This is a genomic window from Streptomyces sp. NRRL B-24484 (genome assembly GCF_000717715.1).
GTDB lineage: Bacteria > Actinomycetota > Actinomycetes > Streptomycetales > Streptomycetaceae > Kitasatospora.
The window spans coordinates 108,023-126,180 of record NZ_JOAI01000023.1 but is presented as its reverse complement, the minus strand read 5'-3'; the positions used below and the strand labels follow the sequence as shown (position 1 = coordinate 126,180).

The following is an 18,158-nucleotide window of genomic DNA, read 5'->3' as shown; positions in this document are numbered from 1 at the left end:
GCACCGGGATCCGGTGCCGGACTCCGCCGGACTGGTGGGCCGCCAGGGGCTCGAACCCTGAACCTACGGATTAAAAGTCCGCAGCTCTGCCAATTGAGCTAGCGGCCCGTCGGCGGGCACGACCGTGCTGGTACAGCGCTCGCCGGGGCCGATCCTACCCGGTGATCCCCGGGGGGCCGCCAGGGGATTGTGCGCCGCGCCGCGGCTCGAACCGGTGCGCGGACGACCTTCAGGCCGCCGGATCCAGGTGGACGGCCCGGACCCGGCGCAGCCAGGCCTCGGCCGGCGCCTCGTCGGGCGCCTCCGGCAGCACACCGGGCCGGTCGAAGCGCTCCTCGGCCGAGGCGAGCAGCCCGGCCGCCTCCTCCGGACGCTCGGCGTAGCGCTCGCCGAGCGCGCGGACCCGCTCGGGGTCGGCGAGCCGCACGACGACCTCGCCGGTCTCGTGCAGGGCGAGGCCCTGTTCGACCAGCCGCACGAGGTGCCGGGCGTGCTTGGCGGCCCTGGCCCGTGCGGCCGGGTCGCCAGCGTCCCGGGTCGTCAGCTTCCTGAACTGCTGGCTGGCGTAGCCGAGGTACGAGCGGCGGACGGCGTGCGCACCGAGGAAGGACCGGCGGATGCCGATCAGCTCCTCGCCCAGCGGGGTGCGCACCTCGTACATGTCCTCGGGCAGCCAGGCGAGTTCGGAGGCCGTGGGGTTGCCGTTCAGGGCGAGCCGGCACCACTTCGCGGCCTCGTGCAGGGTGCGGTCGGGCGCGGTGGTGACGTGCGACTCGGCGGGCCGCTGCAGGCCGTGGAACTCGACGGTGGGTGCGGCGAACAGGCCGAGCCGGTCGATGTCCGAGCCGGCGTGGGCGAGGCCGTAGGCGGTGGAGCCGACGATGCCGGCGAGCAGGACGTGCACGGGCGTCTCCGTCCGTCGGTGGGGCCGGCAGAGCCGGTGGGGGCTGGACGGGCAGTCTGCCGTGCCGCCGCCTCCGGGCGCGACCGAATTGTCGGTAGGTCGCTCCGGCCGCCCGTGCTCCGGCCCGCCGATACTGGGCCCATGGCGAACGGGCTGATGGACAGCGTGGTCCCGGCGGCGAAGCTCAGGGCCTGGTGGGCGCACCGGCAGTGGCTGACGGGCGGCCCGGAGCCGGCGCACGCGGGCGCCTCCCCGGCCGAGGTGCTCGCCGCGGCGGGCTGGGCCCGTTCGGTCGGCGGCGCGGCGCCGTACCTGGGCCTGTTCGCCCGGGCCGGCCTGCACCGGGAGGCGGTGGACGCGGCGCTGGCCGCGCTGGAGGTGCACGAGCTGCCCTCCGCCCGCGGCTGCACCTACGTCCTGCCGGCGGCGGACTACGCGCTCGGTCTGGCCGCCGGGGCGGGCGTCCCGGAGAGCGAGATCGGGTCCGCGGTGAAGCACCTGGGCGTCACCCGGGACGAGATCGAGAAGCTGTGCCTGACGATCGGCCATGTCCTCTCCCCGGAGGCGCCGTTGGAGCCGGCGGCGATCCGCGAGTCGGCGGGCGGCTCCGTCCGGTCGCTCGGCGAGGCGGGCCGCAGGCGCGGGGTGTCGACCACGCTGCCGCTGGCGCTCGGGCTGCTGCAGTCCCGCGGCCAGGCCCGCCGGGTTCCGGTCAACGGCCGCCTGGACCAGCAGCGTTACGGCTACGTCCGGTGGGACCAGCCGGTGCACGGATCGGCCGCGGAGCTCGCCGAGCGGTACCTCGCGTGGGCCGCGCCGGCGGCCGTCCGGCACCTGCGGTGGTTCACCGGGTTCACGGCGGCGACCGCCAAGGCCGCGCTGGCCCCGCTCGACCTGGTCACCCTGCCCGGCACCGACCTGCTGCTGCCGGCCGCCCTGGCGGAGGAGTTCGAGGCCTTCGAGCCGCCCGCCGAGCCCTCCTACGCGCTGGTCGCCGGGATCGACGGCATCCACCTGCTGCACCGCGACCTGCCCCGGCTGCTGGACCCGGCCGACGCCGACCGGACCCTGCCGGGCGGGCGGGCCGGACGCACCTTCGGCACCGAGGCCGACCCGCAGACCCACGTCGTGGTCGACCGCGGCCGGATCGTCGGCCTGTGGGAGTACGACCCCGAGGCGCGCGAGATCGTGCACCGGCTGTACGTGCCGCCGGACCCGGCCCTGCAGGAGGTGATCGACCGCACGGAGGCCTTCGTCCGCGACGAACTGGGGGACGCCCGCGGCTTCGGCCTGGACTCGCCGAAGAGCCGCGCCCCCAGGATCGCCGCCCTCCGCGCGGCAACTCCCTAGGCGCTCGGGGTGGTCGAGCCAGGGGCGCGGGGAACTGCGCAGTCCGGGGGTGGCGCTCCTGACAAATCCGGCTCACCCCTGGTCCGTACGGTGGCTCCCGTCCGAATCGCGCGGTTCCGCCCGCAGCCTTCGGCCGGGAGGTGCCCCGGCGCCCCCGGGGTCGACCACTCAGAGCGCGGTCGGGATGTAGTCGAAGGAGGCGACACCCGGTACGCCGCGGGCGAGGCCCGCCGCCAGCACCGGCGGCACCGCGGCGTGCACACCGGGCTCCAGCGGCACGTCGGGGTAGGCGATCCGCTCCTCGGCCGGGGTGGTGGCGAACTGTGCGTCCATGCCCGGCCGGTTGCCGCGCGGGTCGATCCGCACCCACTCCGACCGCCCGGGCAGCCGGTACGCGACGAGCCCGTGCAGCGCCTCCAGCCGCTGGTAGCACAGGCCGGCCGGGATGCCCTCGGCACGCAGCAGCGCGACCAGCAGGTGGGACTTGCCGTGGCAGACGGCGTCCCCGGCGGCGAGCACGTCGGAGGCGCGGACGGCCGCGCTCCAGCGGTCCACGTCGTAGGAGTGCGCCACCTCGTCGCGGACGTACAGGTACAGGGCGCGTGCCGTCTCCTCGGCTGTCGCGCCGCGGAGGCGGCCGGCGAGGGCGCGGATCGAGGGGTGGCCGTGGTCGACGATCGCGTCGGCGGCCAGGTGGGCCGGGTCTCCGGCGGCGGGGACGGACGTCTCCGGGACGTTGCGCTGCGTGGTCATGCGGCCATCCTGCGGCGCGGGCGGGCGGGCCGGCCGGGAATTCCGCCCTTCGGACAGGGCCGGTTCGGCTACGGTCGGTGCCATGAGCGACGACGTCCTTGTGGTCACCGGCGGCGGACGCGGGATCGGGGCCGCCACCGCCCGGCTGGCCGCGGCCCGCGGCCACCGCGTCTGCATCAACTACCTCAACGACAGCGTCTCGGCGCAGGCCGTGGTGGACGGCATCCGCGCCGCGGGCGGCACCGCGATCGCCGTCCGGGCGGACGTCAGCCGGGCCGAGGGGGCGCGGCGGCTGTTCGAGACGGTCGACGAGCGCCTCGGCACGCCGACCGGCCTGGTGAACAACGCCGGCACGCTGGAGAAGCAGTGCCGCCTCGACGAACTGGACGAGGACCGGCTGGCCCGGATCTGGGCGGCGAACATCACCGGCCCGTTCCTGTGCGCGGGCGAGGCCGTCCGCCGGATGTCGACCCGGTACGGCGGCCGCGGCGGGGCGATCGTCAACGTGTCCTCGGCCGCGTCCCGGCTGGGCTCGCCCAACGAGTACGTGGACTACGCGGCCTCCAAGGGTGCGCTCGACTCGATGACCCGCGGCCTGGCCCTGGAGGTCGCCGGCGAGGGCATCCGGGTCAACGCGGTGCGTCCCGGCCTGATCCACACCGGCATCCACGCGCTGGGCGGCGAACCCGGCCGGGTCGACCGGGTCGCGCCGGGGCTCCCGATGGGCCGCGGCGGTCAGCCGGAGGAGGTCGCCGAGAGCATCCTGTACCTGCTCTCGCCCGCCGCCTCGTACGTCACCGGGGCCTTCCTGGACATCGCCGGCGGGCGGTGAGCGGCACGGCGGAACGGGTTTCGCGATCGGGCCCGCCCGGCGGGCCGGGCGGCCTACCGTTGGCCCCATGACCGAGAGCGAGTTCGACGACGCCGTCGACACCGACGCCGCTGTTACCGCCACCACCACGGCCGTCACCACCGGTGCGACGCCCGCGGCGGCCTCCGACATCCCCGCCCGCCTCGACTACCAGCGGTCCCGGCCGCACGCTGCCGTCCCGGAGGTGCCGAACTTCCGGGACGCCGGGGTGGGCACCGTCCGCCCCGGCGTGCTGTTCCGCTCCGGCACCCTCGCCCTGCTGACCCCGCAGGGCGCCCGGGCGCTGGAGGCGCTCGGCATCCGGGTCGTCGTCGACCTGCGGACCGCGACCGAGCGCAGCCGCTGGCCGGACGAGCGGCACGGCCTGGACTACTTCGACCACCACCTGCCGCTGCTGCCGGACCGGTCGGAGACGGGCATCGAGTGGCCGTCGGGGTCGCTCGAGGTCTACCTCTTCATGGCCGAGACCGGCGGAGCCGCGATCGCCGGCACCGTCCGCCGGCTGGCCGCTCCGGACGGGACGCCCGCGGTCGTCCACTGCGCCGTGGGCAAGGACCGCACCGGCCTGACCGTCGCCGTCGTCCACCACCTCGCCGGGCTGTCCGAGGAGGAGATCGTCGAGGACTTCCTGCGCTCGAACGTGCACCTCGGCCTCGACAAGGGGCCGGTGCCCTACCTGGACGAGAACGGCGAGGAGCAGCTCTCCCACCCGGTGGAGGCGGACAACCTGCTCGCCGCGCTCGCCCGGATGCGCGAGCTGCACGGCTCGGTCGAGGGCTACCTGCTCGCCCACGGCGTCACCGCGGAGGAACTGGCCGCACTGCGCTCCAAGTTGGGCTGAGCCGCCGGGGCACGGCACCGGGCGGCACCGGCTCAGCCACGGGCGATCCGGTGCCGCTCCTCCCAGGCGAAGGCCGCGGCCATCAGGACGGCGATCGCCCCGAGTTGGGCGAGCGCCGACCGCCCGGTGCCGAGCGGGACGGTCGCCGCGACCAGGGCGGCCGCCACCAGCCGGGGCAGCAGCGGGTGCAGCCCGAAGGTGCGGCGGATCCCGGCGTTGGCGACCAGGAAGAGCGCCGGGCCGGCGGCCAGCACGGCGGCCCGGGCGGGGGACAGCGCCGCCGTCGGGTGCGCGACGGCCGACTCGGCGCCCGCCGCGAAGAGGATCACCGCGAGCAGCAGCGCGTAGTGGCCGAGGTTGTGGACGCGGATCGCCAGGCGGTTGCGCCGGGCGTCGTCCAGCACCGCCATCACGGCGACCGCCCGCTCGTCGTCGTCATGGCCGAAATAGGCCCACCACAGGCCGATGCAGACCGCCAGCGCACAGACCGCCGCGCCCACCGGCCCGGCCGTGAGCTCGTCGTGGCCCGCGGCGCCGGCACCCAGGGCGACCACCGACTCGCCGAAGGCCACGATCACCACCAGCCCGTGCCGCTCCACGAAGTGGTCCGCCCGCAGGTGGAACTGCGGCAGGTCGACGACGTACGGGTTGGCGATCTGCAGCGCCAGCGAGGCCGTCCACAGGGCGAGTTGGACGGAGCCCTGCAGGTAGCCGCCGACCACCACCAGGGCCGCGATGACCAGGTTCAGGCCGCCCATCCGCAGCACCGCCCCACGGGCCACCCCGGCCGAGGCGAACATCCCGGTGTGCACGGCGATCACCAGCAGGTAGGCCCAGCCGAACGCGGCCCCGCTGCCGTCGAAGGCGTGCGGCACCGCGAGCGAGACCACCAGGAAGCCCGTCATGCCGAGCAGCAGGAAGGCCCGCCGCGGGTGGGTGGACGGCGGCAGCGCGTTGGTGAGCCAGATGAACGCGTCGTACATCCACCAGATGACCGCCAGCATCACCAGCACCCGCACCAGCCCGCCCGGGGTCAGGTGGTGCACCAGGCTGGCGGTCAGCTGGGTGACGGTGAAGACGAAGACGAGGTCGAAGAAGAGTTCCAGCGGGCCGACCCGCAGTTCGGCCTCGTTCTCGACGACGGTGGTCCCGGTGGCAGTGGTCACGGGCGCGAGTATGGATCAACTCGGCCGTCCGCGGGCGGGATTTCGGCCGTACCGGGGTCGGACCGCGGGCCGCCGCCCCCCGTCCGGGAGGGCCCGGCGGGCCGGGTTATGGTCGGGAGGAGAGTCCCCTGAGAGGAGTGCGGCAATGGCGGGTGTCCCGAGCACGGCGGTGGCGGCGGCCGGTCTGATCGGCGGGTACGGCACCGCCCGGTGGAGCGGGCGCCGGGAGCTCGGCGGGGCGGTGCTCGCCGCCGCCGGGGCCACCGCGGCCGTCCAGTGGAACCGCCAGGCCGGCCCGGCCACCGCGGCGGCGCTGACCGGGCTGTACGTGGCGGCGTTCGGCGGCTCCCACCCGCTGGCGAAGAAGATCGGCGCCTGGCCCTCCGTCCTCGCCGTGACCGCCGTGGTCGCCGCCGCCTCGGTGCTGGCCACCCGCCGCAGCGGCTGACCGGCCCGGGGCCCGCGCGATCCGGCTGCGGTCAGGCCGCGGTGTGGCTGCGACGCCCGGGGGTGTCGCTCAGACCGCCGGGAAGCGGGCCTCGAAGGCCGCCCGGTTCGCCGACACCGGTGAACGGTCCCAGACCGCGAAGACCACCCGGTCGAAGGCCGCGCCGTGGCTCTCCAGGGCCGCGGCGAAGGCGTCCGCCACCACCGCCGGGTCGTTGCGGAACACCCCGCAGCCCCAGGCCCCGAGCACCAGCTCGCGGACGCCGTGCCGGGCCGCCGCGGCGAGCACCCGGACGGCCCGTTCGGCGAGCACCCCGGCCACGTCCACCGGTCGGCCGCCGGAGCGCAGCGCCAGCTGGCCCGCGTTCGGTGCGGGCGAGGTCAGGAAGGACAGCGCGTAGGGCTCCGCCAGCAGCCCGCCCGACCCGCGGATCACCGGCACGTGCGGCGACCAGATCACCCGGTGGCTGTACCGCAGGTCGGCGGAGGCCCGGTGCGCCTCGTAGTAGTCCGGGGCCTCCAGCAGGCACCGGTAGAGCAGCGCGCTGCGGCAGAGGTCCTCCTCCTGCGCCTTGGCGCCGCGCAGGTAGCCGCCGCCCGGATTGCGCGCCGAGGCGAAGTTCAGCACCGCGACGTGCTCGCCGCCGCCCGCCACCAACCGCTCGCCGGCCTGGACGCTGCCCTCGGCGGTGACCTCGACCGCCCCCGTGAAGGGCCCCGCCCCGGGGCCGGGCGGCTCGTCCGGCCCGTACGAGACCGTCCCCGCCCTGGCCGCGGCCAGCACCGGCCCGATCTCCACCACCGCGCCGCTCCGCGTCCGGTAGGCCCCCCGCTCGGCGATCCCCTCGTTCTCGACCGCCACCTGGTGCATTCGACTCATGACGGCGACGCTACGCGCCGTCCGGGGCCGTCCGCCACCGATTATTCTCAATTCGAGAACAACACCCGTCCTGGGTGCCCCGGGAACGCGGACGGGCCCGCCCCACCGAAGTGGAGCGGGCCCGTACCGGGGACGCCGGAGCGTCAGTTCTTCCAGCGCGGCTTGCGGTCGTCACGGTTGAAGCCGCCGCGCTCGCCACGGTCACGGTCGCCGAAGGAGCGGCCACCGCGGTCGTCACGGCCGAAGCCCTGCGGACGGCCGCCGGAGCGGTGGTCGTCGCGGCGGGCGAACGGACGGCTGCTGTCGCCACGGTCACGGTCGCCGAAGGAGCGGCCACCGCGGTCGTCACGGTTGAACGAACGGCCACCGCGGTCGTCGCGGTTGAAGCCGCCACGGTCCTCGCGGTTGAAGCCGCCGCGCTCGCCACGGTCACGGTCGCCGAAGGAGCGGCCGCCACGGTCGTCACGGTTGAACGAACGGCCACCGCGGTCGTCACGGTCGCGGTCACGCCCGAAGGAGGGGCGCTCGCGGTCGCGGTCCCGGGAGAACGCCGGGCGCTCGGTGCGGGCCTCGCGGTACGACGGCGCGCGCTCGGACTCGACCGGGGCGGCCGGGGCCTCGGCGGCGGGAGCCTCGACGGCCTCCGCACCCTCGGCGGCCTCGCCGCTCTCGGCCGCGGGCTCGTCCTCGATGCCCAGTGCGGCCCGCTCGCGCGCCGCACGGGTGGCGAGGCGGTCGGCCTCCTCGCGGAGCTCGGTGGCACGGCGCTGCGCGCGCTCCAGCTGGCGGGTCATGTCGGCGACCTCGCGCTCGGCGGCACCGGCGATGCCGGCGGCCGACTCGGCCTGCACCTCGACGAGCGAGCGGGCGCCGGTGATCTTGGCGACCTCGGCGTCGAAGGCGTGGTCGAGGATGTGGCGCGAGGCGTCGACGCCGGCGTCCTCCATCAGGCGGAAGACGGTGCGGCGCTGGTGCGGCAGCACCAGGGTGACGACGGTGCCGGAGCGGCCGGCGCGGGCGGTGCGGCCCGAGCGGTGCAGGTAGTCCTTGTGGTCGCCGGCCGGGTCGACGTTGAGCACCAGGTCGATGCCGTCGACGTGGATGCCGCGGGCGGCGACGTCGGTGGCGACGACCACGTTGACGTAGCCGTCCTTGAAGTCGCCGAGCACGCGGGTCCGGGCGCCCTGAGTCATGCCGCCGTGCAGCGCGTCCGCCTTCACGCCGGCCTCGACCAGCTGCTCGGCGACGCGGTCGGCACCCATCTGGGTGCGGACGAAGATGATGGTGCGGCCCTTGCGGGCGGCGATCGCGTTGGTGATCGGCGCCTTGTCCTTGGGCTTCACCACGAGGATGTGGTGGGTCATGGTGGTGACCGCGCCGGCGGACGGGTCGACCTCGTGGGTGACCGGGTTGTTCAGGTAGCGCTTGACCAGGGTGTCGATCTCGTTCTCCAGCGTGGCGGAGAACAGCAGTCGCTGGCCGCCGGCCGGCACCAGGTCGAGGATCTCGGTGACCTCGGGCAGGAAGCCCATGTCGGCCATCTGGTCGGCCTCGTCGAGGACGGCGACCTGCACATCGTCCATCACGGCCGAGCCGCGGTTGATCAGGTCGCGCAGGCGGCCCGGGGTGGCGACGAGGACGTCGACGCCGCGCTCCAGGGCGTAGATCTGGTTGGACATCGAGGTGCCGCCGCAGACCACCTTGAGGCGCAGGCCGAGCACCGAGCCGAACGGCTCCAGGGCGTCGGCGACCTGCATGGCCAGCTCGCGGGTCGGCACCAGGATCAGGCCGCGGGGGTGCTTGGCGCGGGTGCGCTCGCCGCCGGCGAGGCGGGTCAGCAGCGGCAGGCCGAAGCTCAGGGTCTTGCCGGAGCCGGTGCGGCCGCGGCCGAGCACGTCCTTGCCGGCCAGCGCGTCCGGGATGGTCGCGGCCTGGATCGGGAACGGCGTGGTGACGTCCCGCTTGGCGAGGGCGCGGACGACCTCGTCCGGCAGGCCCAGGTCGCCGAAGGTCACGGTGGGCTCGGAGACCGCGGCGTCGGTGTCGGTGTCGGTGTCCGCCTCGGCGGGCTCGACCGAGTCGAGCAGCTCGGCGGTGTCGGTGGTGTCGGCGGCGTCGAGACCGTTCGCGGGCATGGCGAAGCGGGCGTCGTCAACGAGAGACATGCAAAACCTTCCGGAAGTGGCACGCGCCAAAGTCCGGGGTTCTGTTTCACAACCGCCTCTATGCGGTCAGCCACGGATCGCCGGAACGCGCCAAGGGCGCCGTTTCAAGGGAATCAGGGCGCCAGTCAAATGGATCAAACGAACGATCTACCACCATAGAGGAGCCTGGGGATCAGAGGCAAATGCGCTGGCCAGCCCGCTAATGGTCGGCCGATCCCCCGCCGGAACCCGAGGAACCGGGCAGGCTGGGCAGCGGACCGGGGTCGGAGGGCGTGGGCTGCCCGCTTCCGGTCGGCTCCGGGACGGGGGTGGCCGAGGGGGTGCTGCCGGTGGGGCCGGCCGTCGGCCGCGGCTCGGGGGTCTCCACGCTCCGGTTGGCCGGCAGCGACGCCGAGGGGGCGGGCGCCGGCTCGACCGGGGCCGGGGGCCCCTGCCGGCTGCTCGCGGCCGCCGAACCGGAGGGCTTCGCCCCCGGCCGCGCGACCGCCGCCGGCACCACTCCGCCGTGCGCGGCGTGCCTGCCGTCCGCCGCCCGGGACCCGGGCGCGCCGGAGTCGCCCGGCAGGTCACCCCGCCCGGAGTTCCGGTCGCTGCCCTGCAGTTCGGCCGATCCCGCTCCGACCGCCATGCACCCGCTGAGCCCCAGCCCCGCCAGTGCCGCCAGCGCGGCACCCGCCACCGCACGCCGACGCCTCGACCCGCCCGGCCGCACCGCGGCCGTCACCCCAGCCATCTCCCGAGCCACCTCTCGCGCCGCCCACCCGGGCCCACCGCCCTCCGGTGCCCAACGCGCGGCGGGGCCCGCCGGACACGGCCGTGCGCCCGTTCGGGCCGCGCAGCACCTCCGCGGGCCCCCGCGGCTCCGGGACGGTCCGGACGTCAGCCCCAGAACGCGTGCGCCAGCGCCGTCCCCGCGTACGCCGCGCCGAGGCCGGCCGTCAGGCTGCCCGCGACGTTCGCCAGCGCCATGAACCGGGCGCCGCTCTGCGCCAGCCGCAGCGTCTCGTACGAGAACGTGGAGTACGTCGTCAGCGCCCCGCAGAAGCCCGTGCCGATCAGGAGTTGGACGTCGCGGCCGACCGCGCCGAGCGACGCCGCGCCGGTCAGCAGCCCGAGCACCAGGCAGCCGGAGACGTTCACCGTGAAGGTGCCCCAGGGGAACACCGAGTCGTGTCGCGTCTGGACCGCCCGGTCGGTCAGGTAGCGCAGCGGCGCGCCGACCACCGCACCGGCGATCACCAGCAGCCAGGTCACCGCCCGGCCTCCCGCCCGGTGCCGTCCGGGGTGTCGTCGCCGTCCGGGGTCCCGCCGTCCGCCGCCGGGCCGAACCGGACGACCTCGCACTCCTCCAGCAGCACCGGGCCGAGCCCGGAGAGGTCCTCCAGGCGGGGCAGGAAGGCCCGGATCCGCTCGGCGGTGTCCACCACCACGACCGCCACCGGCAGGTCCTCGCCGAGCGAGAGCAGCCGGGCGGTGTGGATCACCGAGGAGGCGCCGAAGCCCTCGATGCCGCGGAAGACGCTCGCCCCGGCCAGGCCGGCGGCGTGCGCGCGGTGCACCACCTCGGTGTACAGCGGGCGGGAGCGGTGCATCCGGCTCTCGCCGACCAGCACGGTCAGGCGCAGGGCCGTTCCCCCGAGTCGGCTCATCCCGTCCTCCTGTGGTCCTGGTGGTCGTGGCGGCCCGGGCGGGCGGCGCGCTCCGCGGTCATCCGACGACGCGCCGGCCGAGCAGCCGCCGGGTCAGGCCGGCCGCGATCCAGACCGAGGTCAGCGCGGCCAGCACCGTGGCGGCCAGGTAGGCCAGGCCACGGGCGGGCGCGCCGTGGTCGACCAGGCGCTGGACCTCGACCGTGGCCGTCGAGAAGGTCGTGAACCCGCCCAGCACACCCGTGCCGAAGAACGGCCGGAGCAGCGGGTGCGGCGCCCACACCTCGGTGACCAGCACCAGGAAGACCCCGATCACCGCGCAGCCGAGGGTGTTGACGAGCAGCGTCGTCCACGGGAAGGCGTCGGGACCGGTCGGCCAGGCGAGGGCCGCGCCGTAGCGGGCGGACGCCCCGAGGGCGCCGCCGAGCGCCACCACGGCCACGGTCGGCCCCTGGCCGCGCAGCACCGGCGGACGTCCGCCGGCGGCGGTCCGCGGCGGCGCCGCGACCCCGTTTGTCCGGTCCGAGCGCACACTCCAGTGAATCACCCGCGTGGATCACCTGGCACACCGTCACCGCACACCCGACAATGAGGCGGTGGAGATGACCCGGGACGAGTTCGAGACGCTGGTCGCCGATGCCCTCGACCAGATCCCCCCGAAGCTCGCGGCGATGATGGACAACGTCGCGATCTTCGTCGAGGACGAGCCGGATCCCGCCTCCCCCGACCTCCTCGGCCTGTACGAGGGCACCCCGCTCACCGAGCGCGGCGAGTGGTACGCCGGGGTGCTGCCGGACCGGATCATCATCTACATGGGCCCGACCCTGCGGTACTGCGAGACGCACGAGCAGATCACCGACGAGGTCCGGACGACGGTGATCCACGAGGTCGCCCACCACTTCGGCTTCGACGACCACGAGCTCCACGAGCTGGGCTGGTCCTGACACCCGGATCGCGACACCCGACAGCGCGGCCGGAAACCGTTTTGGTGTTCCCGCCCGGCATCCCATATGCTTCTCGACGTCCCCGAACGCTGGATAACAGCAGAGGGGGGCCGCAAGCCCTCATCGTCTAGTGGCCCAGGACGCCGCCCTTTCAAGGCGGTAGCACGGGTTCGAATCCCGTTGGGGGCACGCGTTACCGTAGTACAGTGCAGTGCCGCAAGGCCTGAGCGGATTCTCCGCACCAGGTCCCGTGGAGCAGTTGGTTAGCTCGCCACCCTGTCAAGGTGGAGGTCGCGGGTTCAAGTCCCGTCGGGATCGCCCGTCTCGCAAGAGACGATGCAGTACGGCCAGGTAGCTCAGTTGGTACGAGCGTCCGCCTGAAAAGCGGAAGGTCGCCGGTTCGACCCCGGCCCTGGCCACAGCGTTTGAGCAGCAAAAAGCCCCCGATGAGATCACTCATCGGGGGCTTTTTCATGCCCGGTATGCCAACCGGTATGCCAACGGCTCAGGCAAGCCGCTCGCTGAGCGATCCGAGCGCCTTCCGCTGTTCGTCCAGCGAGGCGTGGGCGTAGACCTTCATCGTCACGCCGATGTCGCTGTGCCCGGCGATCTGCCGGACGATGTGTGGTGGCACCCCGAGGTCGAGCAGCAGCGTCACGCACGTGTGCCGGAGGTCGTGGAACCGGAGCGTTAGGCCGAGCCGATCACGGAGCGGGTACCAGCTCCGCCGCAGGTTGTCCGGCTCGATCGCGGTGCCCACCCGGCTGGTGAACACGAGCCCGGTGTCCTTCCACCGGTCGCCGGCCGTCGCGCGCTCCTGGGCCTGCCGCTCCTGGTGCTCCCGGAGGGCCGCCGCTACCAGCGGCGGGAGGGGCAGCGTCCGGAGCGAGGAAGCCGTCTTGGTCGGCCCGAGCTGAAGGGCCCCGTCCACGCGCTGGAGGTTGCTCGACACGATCAGCGTCCCGCGCTCCAGGTCGATCGCCGACCAGTGGAGCCCGAGCAGCTCACCGCGCCGCATCCCCATAGCCAGCGCCAGTACGTATAGCGCGTGAAACCGGTCCGCGCTCGCTGCCTTCAGCAGGAGCCGCGCCTGCGGGACCGTGAGGCCCTTCCCGGTGCCGTAGTCGGGCGTCGGCACCTGGACCAGCTTGGCGACGTTCCGCAGGATCAGCTCCTCGCGGACGGCGTTCTCGATCGCGTTCCGCAAGACGGCGTGGATCGACTGCACCATCCGACGGGAGAGCCGAGTGTTGCAGCACTCCCCCGCCGCGCAGCACGTCGGCTCCTTGCGGGCCTTGTCCCACCCGTTCGCGCAGCACTGGCAGGTGGTGGCTACCCGGGCGAGCCAGGTCCGCACATCGGTGGCTCGGAGGGTCCTCAGCTTCCGGTTTCCCAGGCCGGGGATCAGGTGGACCCGGACCACGCTCTCGTACCCCTGGTACGTCTTGGGGCGGCGGTTGACCTTGACGACGGCGGCCAGCCAGTACGCCAGGTAGTCCGCCATCTTCACGTTGGTGTCCGGCGTCGGGATCCCCTGGTTGTCCTGGGCCTGAAGTGCGGTCATCTTCTCGCGGACCTCCTCTCGCGTCTTGCCGTAGACGGCGACCCGCTTGGGGACGCCGGAGGTCGTGGTCACATAGACCCGGCCCTGGTAGAGGCCCTTGCTCTTCAGGTAGGTGATGCTGCCGTCTCCGTTGGCGCGCTTGGCCATCAGGCGTTGCTCCTGGTCTGGTTGCGGATGTAGGTGGTGAGGTCGTCGGCTGCCACACGGCGGCAGCGGCCGATGGTGAAGCTGGTCAGGGTGTTCGAGCGGATCAGGTCGTAGACCTTGCTGCGGCTCAGGCGGAGCGCGGCCATGACCTCGGGCACGGTCAGGGCCTCGGGCGTGGCGGTGGTCATCGGTGGGTCCTCCTGCGGCGGTGTGCTCGGGTGGGAGGGCCTGGGGCTGACAGAACTCTCTAAACCTCGCGACTGTGCCTCTGACCTGCCGGTTTGTTCTTGATCGCGGCTCTGACAAAACCGGTAAAAACCTCGACAGAACCTCGGTGGGCGGGGTTCTGTCACAGCGGGCGAGGCTGTGACAGAACCCCAGCGGGGGAGGTTCTGTCAGAGTTTTCGGAGGTTTTGTCAAAGCCGGGATCGGCGGTGTTCTCGCAGGTCAGTGGCGTGCAGTGGTGGTTTTCGGGGTTCTGTCAGCACCCCGGGGCTTCATGCGGGTGGTTCAGCCCTGGTAACGCGTGAGGGCGGGGTGGAGGTGGTAGCGCGGGGACGGCGGCCGGCCGCCCCGGGCGGAGCGGGGCGGCGGGGTCTGCTGCCGGAGCCAGCCGTGTTCCTCCAGGAGGTCCAGGGCGGGGCCGAGGTCGGAGATGGTGCGGAAGTCGGCCCGGGGGACGGCGCGGAACAGGTCCCGCTTGGTGAACGCGGGCATGGGGTTGGCGCGCAGGTGGTCCAGGAGAGTGCGGGCGGCGTCGCGGCCGGGGTCGGCGCCCATGGCGTCGAAGACGTGCAGGGCGTGGGCGGTGAAGTAGTCGCCGAGCCGGGTGGCGGCGGCGAGGGTGCCGGCCTCGATCGGGCGGTCCCAGCCGTCGGTGGGGTGTTCGGCGAGGTGGAGCAGGCCGGCGAGGCGGGCGACAGCTCCGTCGCGCTTACTGGCCCACTTGAGGATCGACCGCAGGGCGCCGCCCTTGCCGAGACGGGCCTCGGTGACCTTCTGGTAGGCGAGCATCACCGCGTTGGCCTCGGGGGTGAGGGTGAGGACGGCGGGCTCGTCGCGGTCGACAAGGGCCATGGCGAGGGCCGCGAGGCGGGCGGAGTAGTTGTCGGCGACGTGGTCGGGGAGCGGCTCGGGTTCGACGGTGCGGCTGCCGACCAGGGACTCGGGGACCGAGTAGAGGTAGCGGGCGAGCAGCCCGCGTCCGTCGGCGCCCTTGACGTTGGCGATGGCGTCCAGGACCTCGGGCTGGATGGCGAGGCCCATGGTGACGGCGGGGCGCTGGACGTGCTGGGAGGGGCGTCCCTGGCGGTTGACGCGGACCATGTCTCCGGCGTGGCCCTTGAGGAAAATCTCCATGTTCGCGCTGCCGGAGTACAGGCCAGCGATGATGTCGAAGATCCCGCCTTCGGGGCTCATGATGGCGATCCGGCCGCCCTGGTCCGCGAGGAGCGTGGCCAAGGACTCCTGGGTGGCGTTGTCGGCGATGAGTTGGGTCTCACAGGGCACAGTGATGGCCGCGGCCTGCTGGGCGAGAGCGATGGCCTCGCGGGTGAGGGCCTCGCGCTGGTCGGGCTCGGCGTTGGTGGCTCGATGGGCGGCCTTGTCGGCGGTGGCCTTGGCCAGCTTGAGCGCGGTCTCGGCCTCGGTGATGCGGATCTTGCTGATCTCGACCAGGGACTCTTCCACGGTCAGCAGGGGCTTGGTCATCAGGTCGAACACGGCGCTCTTGCGGTTGCCCGGGTCGAGGGCGACGACGGTGTAGATGTTCACCGGCTCGGTCCACCGGCCCCGGATGCGGACTGTCGCCTTGCCGCCGGCGGCGGCCGCAACGACTGCGAGCGCCAGGCATCCAGCGAGGTCGGCGGGGGTCTGGGTCTCCTCCGCGACCGCGGCGACCATGCCGCCGATCCACCCGGGGAGTGTGTCGACCGGGAAGAGCGGCCGGGTGCGGGACTCCCCAAGGTCCACCGGGGCGTCCCACGCCTCTCCGGCAGCCGGGGGCGGCTCCATGGCCTGCTCCCAGCCGTCCGGGAACAGGGATGTGACGTTGCCGAACGGACCGTCAGCGACGGTGGTGGGCATGGACACGGGCAGAAGTCCTCTCACACGGGGTGGGTTGGGCAGGTGCGGGCCGGAAGGGGCGGGGGCGGAGAAAGCAGCTTTCTCCGCCCCCGCGCCTTGGCCCAGGACGTGCGGTCAGGCGGCAGATCGGAGGGTGCCTGCGCCTCGGGCGAGGCCGCGGGTGATGGTGCGCTCGCACTCGGAGCGCGTGAGGCCGGTGGCCATGCCTGCGTCGAGGAGGGTGTCGAGGGCGAGGGCTTCGGGGATGGTGCCGGCGTGGACCAGGCGGCCGACGGACGCGGCGGAGGCGAACAGCCGCTTCGCCCGCCCCGGGTGGGACTGGGCCCGGACCTTCGCGGCCTCGCCGTCGAGGACGGCCCGGGTGTAGGCGTCTTGCTGGCGGACCCGGTCCCGCAACTCGGCCGGATCCACGACCGGTGCGGCGGGTGCGGGCGGCGGCGTGAGCAGGGCCAGCAGCTCCGGCGGGCACGGTGCGACGGTGCTGGGGTCGGTTCCGGAGGCGAAGCCGTAGCGGCCCCTTGCCCCATACGATCCGGGGCCGACCAGCAGGCCGCCCGGGCCGCGCACGTCGATCCCGGGGCCGACGACGCCAACCGAGTTCGGGAACACGGCGTCGGGAGGGGCGGTGAGCCACAGGTGCAGCCCACCGGTCGGGGTGGAGACGGTTGCGGTGGCCGGGACGGTGAAGCCGTGTTCGGCGGCAAGGCGGGCGAGTTCGGCGACGCCGTCGAGGCCGTTCTTGCGGTCGAGGTCGAGGCCGATCAGGTGATGCGGCGCCCGGCCACAGGCGATCCCGTACCCGGTCGCCCACGGGGCGGCGCGGAACATGGCGTCGATCCGGGCGTGGTCGGTGGTGGCGTCGTGGACGCCGTGACCGAACCGGCCGCATGCGGCGCGGCATTCGTCGCGCTCGTGGCCGGGCGGGTGCGGGCTGGGGATCGCGGGCTTCTTCATACGGGTGATGGGGAAGACCCGCATGCCGCGCTCGGCGGCGAAGTGCGCGGCGGCCAGCGCATGGTCCCAATGGGCCAATGACTTCTCCTGTCTGTCGAGTTGGGGCAGCACTCCGCCTTCCGCGACCGGGACGGCAGCGGCGGGCGGGGTGCTGGTGTCGGTGTTCTGCTGCTGCTCAGCGCAGACCTTGTGTGCGGGTCTACGCTGGTCGTCGCGGAGTGGGGTGGGCAGGCCGCACCAGCGGCAGGGCTTGTCGGTGGTGCGGTCGTAGTGCCGGGCGTCTCGCCAGTCGAGGGCGGCCACGGCCGGCGCCTATCCGGCGTTGTCGCAGGTGGCGTCGCAGTCGTAGTAGCCGCAGCCGCCGCACTCGGGGCAGTCCTCGTAGTCGATGGGGACGTAGTCCTGGGCCTCGTCGTCCCAGGCTTCGTCCTCGTAGCCGCCGCCGGTGCCGTGGCAGCCCTCGCACATCTCGGTGTGTCCGGGCTGCGGGTTGGCGGCTTCCTCGGCGGCCCAGCGGGCCTCGTCGGCGAGGTCGAGGGCGATCTCGGCGGCCTTCTCCTCGGCCGGGTCGTACGGCTCGCTCGCGTCGTACCAGCCGTCGGGGTCCTCGTAGTACTCGTCGTGGTCCACGTGATCCTCTTTCAGGCGGCGTGGCGGGCGGGGAAGTCGATGACAGTGGCGAGCCGCTGGGCGGGCTCGGTCACGGGGGTGATGGGCTCGCCGCCGTCCGGCGGTGCGGGGGCGTCCTGCTCGGTCTCGGCGAGGGCGGCGGCGCGCTCGTAGGCGGAGAGGGCGAGGACGGCCTGCACGCGCTCGGAGTCGGCGCGGGCGCCACGCTGGGAGGCGATGACGGGGATGGAGAGCAGGGCGCCGGGGCCGAAGAGGACGGCGGCGGTGATGAGGTCGCTGGTGGTGCTCACTGGGTGCCTCCCGTTGCTGCGGTGTGGGCGAGGACGTCGAGCAGGTCGGTACCGAGCACGGCGAGGCGGTGGTGGATGCCCTGCCAGGACTCGTTGTCGATGTGCATGAGGGCGGCGAGCGCGAGGGTCGGGTCACCGTTGGCGGTGGCGGTGAGGGCCTCGCGCAGGTGGACGGCGGCGAGCGGCCGGATCCCGGGCACGGTGGGCTGCACGGCACTGGGCTCCGTTCGGGTCAGCGGCTGGTGACGGCGGCGGCGATCGCGGCGAGGAAGGCGTTCACGGGCCCGGCGATGCCGGTCGAGGCGAGGGTGAACCCGGCGAGGAACAGCACGGTGCCGGCGAACGCGCCGACCCGGCGGCTCCAGATCAGGACCAGGGCGAGGACGGTGAACAGGACGGTGAGGCTGACGGAGACGATCACAGTGGGCATCCCTTCGAGCCGGTTTCGGGCAGCCGCAGGGCCCCGCCCGGGGCGTGCTGGGCGGGGCCCTGCTGGTTGCTGTGCATGGTCGTACTGG

General features: G+C 73.9%; 21 protein-coding genes and 4 tRNA genes. 8 read left to right on the top strand and 17 right to left on the bottom strand.

Translation table 11 applies throughout. The features are described 5' to 3' along the window. Nucleotides 1-32: 32 nt before the first annotated feature. Together IE98_RS0121675 and IE98_RS0121670 are read right to left on the bottom strand one after the other, a co-directional pair. A tRNA-Lys gene (locus tag IE98_RS0121675) sits at nt 33-108 on the bottom strand. Between the two features lie 121 nt (nt 109-229). After that, nucleotides 230-904, bottom strand: a complete 675-nt coding sequence (locus IE98_RS0121670) for a DNA polymerase beta superfamily protein (RefSeq protein WP_030271337.1) — start codon at nt 902-904, stop codon at nt 230-232. A gap of 141 nt (nt 905-1,045) precedes the next feature. Between IE98_RS0121670 and IE98_RS0121665 the strand changes: the two genes are divergently transcribed. After that, nucleotides 1,046-2,254 carry a DNA glycosylase AlkZ-like family protein gene (locus IE98_RS0121665; protein ID WP_199922941.1) on the top strand — a complete coding sequence of 403 codons (1,209 nt, stop codon included), beginning with the start codon at nt 1,046-1,048 and terminating at the stop codon, nt 2,252-2,254. Nucleotides 2,255-2,422: 168 nt separating this feature from the next. Here IE98_RS0121665 and IE98_RS0121660 read toward each other — a convergent pair whose 3' ends face one another. Further along, entirely contained in the window at nt 2,423-3,007 is a 585-nt protein-coding gene (locus IE98_RS0121660; RefSeq protein WP_052390784.1) for a transglutaminase-like domain-containing protein, read from the bottom strand. 82 nt (nt 3,008-3,089) lie between these two features. Between IE98_RS0121660 and IE98_RS0121655 the strand changes: the two genes are divergently transcribed. Then, nucleotides 3,090-3,839, top strand: coding sequence for an SDR family oxidoreductase (locus tag IE98_RS0121655; protein WP_030271331.1), 750 nt, complete (start codon nt 3,090-3,092; stop codon nt 3,837-3,839). Nucleotides 3,840-3,906: 67 nt separating this feature from the next. Beyond that, nucleotides 3,907-4,719 (top strand): tyrosine-protein phosphatase, encoded by an 813-nt coding sequence (locus IE98_RS0121650; protein WP_052390783.1) that lies wholly within the window; start codon nt 3,907-3,909, stop codon nt 4,717-4,719. Between the two features lie 32 nt (nt 4,720-4,751). On the opposite strand, the gene IE98_RS0121645 is transcribed toward IE98_RS0121650, so the two are convergent. Further along, complete coding sequence (locus tag IE98_RS0121645; protein ID WP_052390782.1) at nt 4,752-5,885, bottom strand: low temperature requirement protein A; 1,134 nt, start codon at nt 5,883-5,885, stop codon at nt 4,752-4,754. Between the two features lie 145 nt (nt 5,886-6,030). On the opposite strand from IE98_RS0121645, the gene IE98_RS0121640 reads away from it, so the two are divergent. Continuing rightward, on the top strand, nt 6,031-6,333 hold the full coding sequence (locus IE98_RS0121640) for a hypothetical protein (RefSeq protein WP_030271324.1): 303 nt from the start codon (nt 6,031-6,033) through the stop codon (nt 6,331-6,333). Nucleotides 6,334-6,402: 69 nt separating this feature from the next. Here the strand turns inward: IE98_RS0121640 and IE98_RS0121635 are convergent, their stop codons facing one another. The 5 genes from IE98_RS0121635 to IE98_RS0121610 form a co-directional block, all read right to left on the bottom strand. Continuing rightward, nucleotides 6,403-7,212, bottom strand: a complete 810-nt coding sequence (locus tag IE98_RS0121635; RefSeq protein WP_030271322.1) for a TIGR02452 family protein — start codon at nt 7,210-7,212, stop codon at nt 6,403-6,405. Between the two features lie 143 nt (nt 7,213-7,355). Next, nucleotides 7,356-9,377, bottom strand: a complete 2,022-nt coding sequence (locus IE98_RS0121630; protein WP_030271320.1) for a DEAD/DEAH box helicase — start codon at nt 9,375-9,377, stop codon at nt 7,356-7,358. Nucleotides 9,378-10,256: 879 nt separating this feature from the next. Next, nucleotides 10,257-10,631, bottom strand: coding sequence for a fluoride efflux transporter CrcB (crcB, locus tag IE98_RS0121620; protein WP_030271316.1), 375 nt, complete (start codon nt 10,629-10,631; stop codon nt 10,257-10,259). Next, the gene (locus tag IE98_RS0121615) at nt 10,628-11,026 is read right to left on the bottom strand and encodes a DUF190 domain-containing protein (protein WP_030271314.1); all 399 of its coding nucleotides are present in this window, start codon (nt 11,024-11,026) and stop codon (nt 10,628-10,630) included. Before IE98_RS0121615 ends, crcB begins: the two co-directional genes overlap by 4 nt. Nucleotides 11,027-11,084: 58 nt before the next feature. Beyond that, nucleotides 11,085-11,492 (bottom strand): fluoride efflux transporter FluC, encoded by a 408-nt coding sequence (locus IE98_RS0121610; protein WP_052390781.1) that lies wholly within the window; start codon nt 11,490-11,492, stop codon nt 11,085-11,087. Nucleotides 11,493-11,628: 136 nt separating this feature from the next. Here IE98_RS0121610 and IE98_RS0121605 point away from each other — a divergent pair, with 136 nt between their 5' ends. The 4 genes from IE98_RS0121605 (at nt 11,629) to IE98_RS0121590 (ending at nt 12,389) form a co-directional block, all read left to right on the top strand. Continuing rightward, entirely contained in the window at nt 11,629-11,970 is a 342-nt protein-coding gene (locus IE98_RS0121605) for a metallopeptidase family protein (RefSeq protein WP_030271311.1), read from the top strand. Nucleotides 11,971-12,086: 116 nt separating this feature from the next. After that, nucleotides 12,087-12,159: transfer RNA gene (locus IE98_RS0121600), tRNA-Glu, on the top strand. A gap of 55 nt (nt 12,160-12,214) precedes the next feature. After that, a tRNA-Asp gene (locus tag IE98_RS0121595) sits at nt 12,215-12,288 on the top strand. Nucleotides 12,289-12,315: 27 nt separating this feature from the next. Continuing rightward, a tRNA-Phe gene (locus tag IE98_RS0121590) sits at nt 12,316-12,389 on the top strand. Between the two features lie 86 nt (nt 12,390-12,475). Here the strand turns inward: IE98_RS0121590 and IE98_RS0121585 are convergent. The 8 genes from IE98_RS0121585 to IE98_RS0121550 form a co-directional block, all read right to left on the bottom strand. Next, on the bottom strand, nt 12,476-13,681 hold the full coding sequence (locus tag IE98_RS0121585) for a site-specific integrase (protein WP_030271309.1): 1,206 nt from the start codon (nt 13,679-13,681) through the stop codon (nt 12,476-12,478). Next, nucleotides 13,681-13,869: a helix-turn-helix domain-containing protein gene (locus IE98_RS0121580; RefSeq protein ID WP_030271306.1), complete on the bottom strand. Its 189-nt coding sequence runs from the start codon at nt 13,867-13,869 to the stop codon at nt 13,681-13,683. Before IE98_RS0121580 ends, IE98_RS0121585 begins: the two co-directional genes overlap by 1 nt. Nucleotides 13,870-14,191: 322 nt before the next feature. After that, nucleotides 14,192-15,766: a YfjI family protein gene (locus IE98_RS0121575; RefSeq protein WP_078661197.1), complete on the bottom strand. Its 1,575-nt coding sequence runs from the start codon at nt 15,764-15,766 to the stop codon at nt 14,192-14,194. Between the two features lie 114 nt (nt 15,767-15,880). Next, nucleotides 15,881-17,023, bottom strand: a complete 1,143-nt coding sequence (locus IE98_RS0121570; protein ID WP_420706209.1) for a bifunctional DNA primase/polymerase — start codon at nt 17,021-17,023, stop codon at nt 15,881-15,883. Nucleotides 17,024-17,032: 9 nt separating this feature from the next. Further along, nucleotides 17,033-17,350 (bottom strand): hypothetical protein, encoded by a 318-nt coding sequence (locus tag IE98_RS0121565; RefSeq protein WP_030271301.1) that lies wholly within the window; start codon nt 17,348-17,350, stop codon nt 17,033-17,035. A gap of 11 nt (nt 17,351-17,361) precedes the next feature. Next, a complete protein-coding gene (locus tag IE98_RS0121560) occupies nt 17,362-17,640 on the bottom strand; it encodes a hypothetical protein (RefSeq protein WP_030271299.1) in 279 nt (92 codons plus the stop codon). Further along, nucleotides 17,637-17,852, bottom strand: a complete 216-nt coding sequence (locus IE98_RS0121555) for a hypothetical protein (protein WP_030271297.1) — start codon at nt 17,850-17,852, stop codon at nt 17,637-17,639. The genes IE98_RS0121560 and IE98_RS0121555 overlap by 4 nt, the downstream gene beginning before the upstream one ends. A gap of 20 nt (nt 17,853-17,872) precedes the next feature. Continuing rightward, nucleotides 17,873-18,070: a hypothetical protein gene (locus IE98_RS0121550; RefSeq protein WP_159401009.1), complete on the bottom strand. Its 198-nt coding sequence runs from the start codon at nt 18,068-18,070 to the stop codon at nt 17,873-17,875. Between the last annotated feature and the right edge of the window lie 88 nt (nt 18,071-18,158).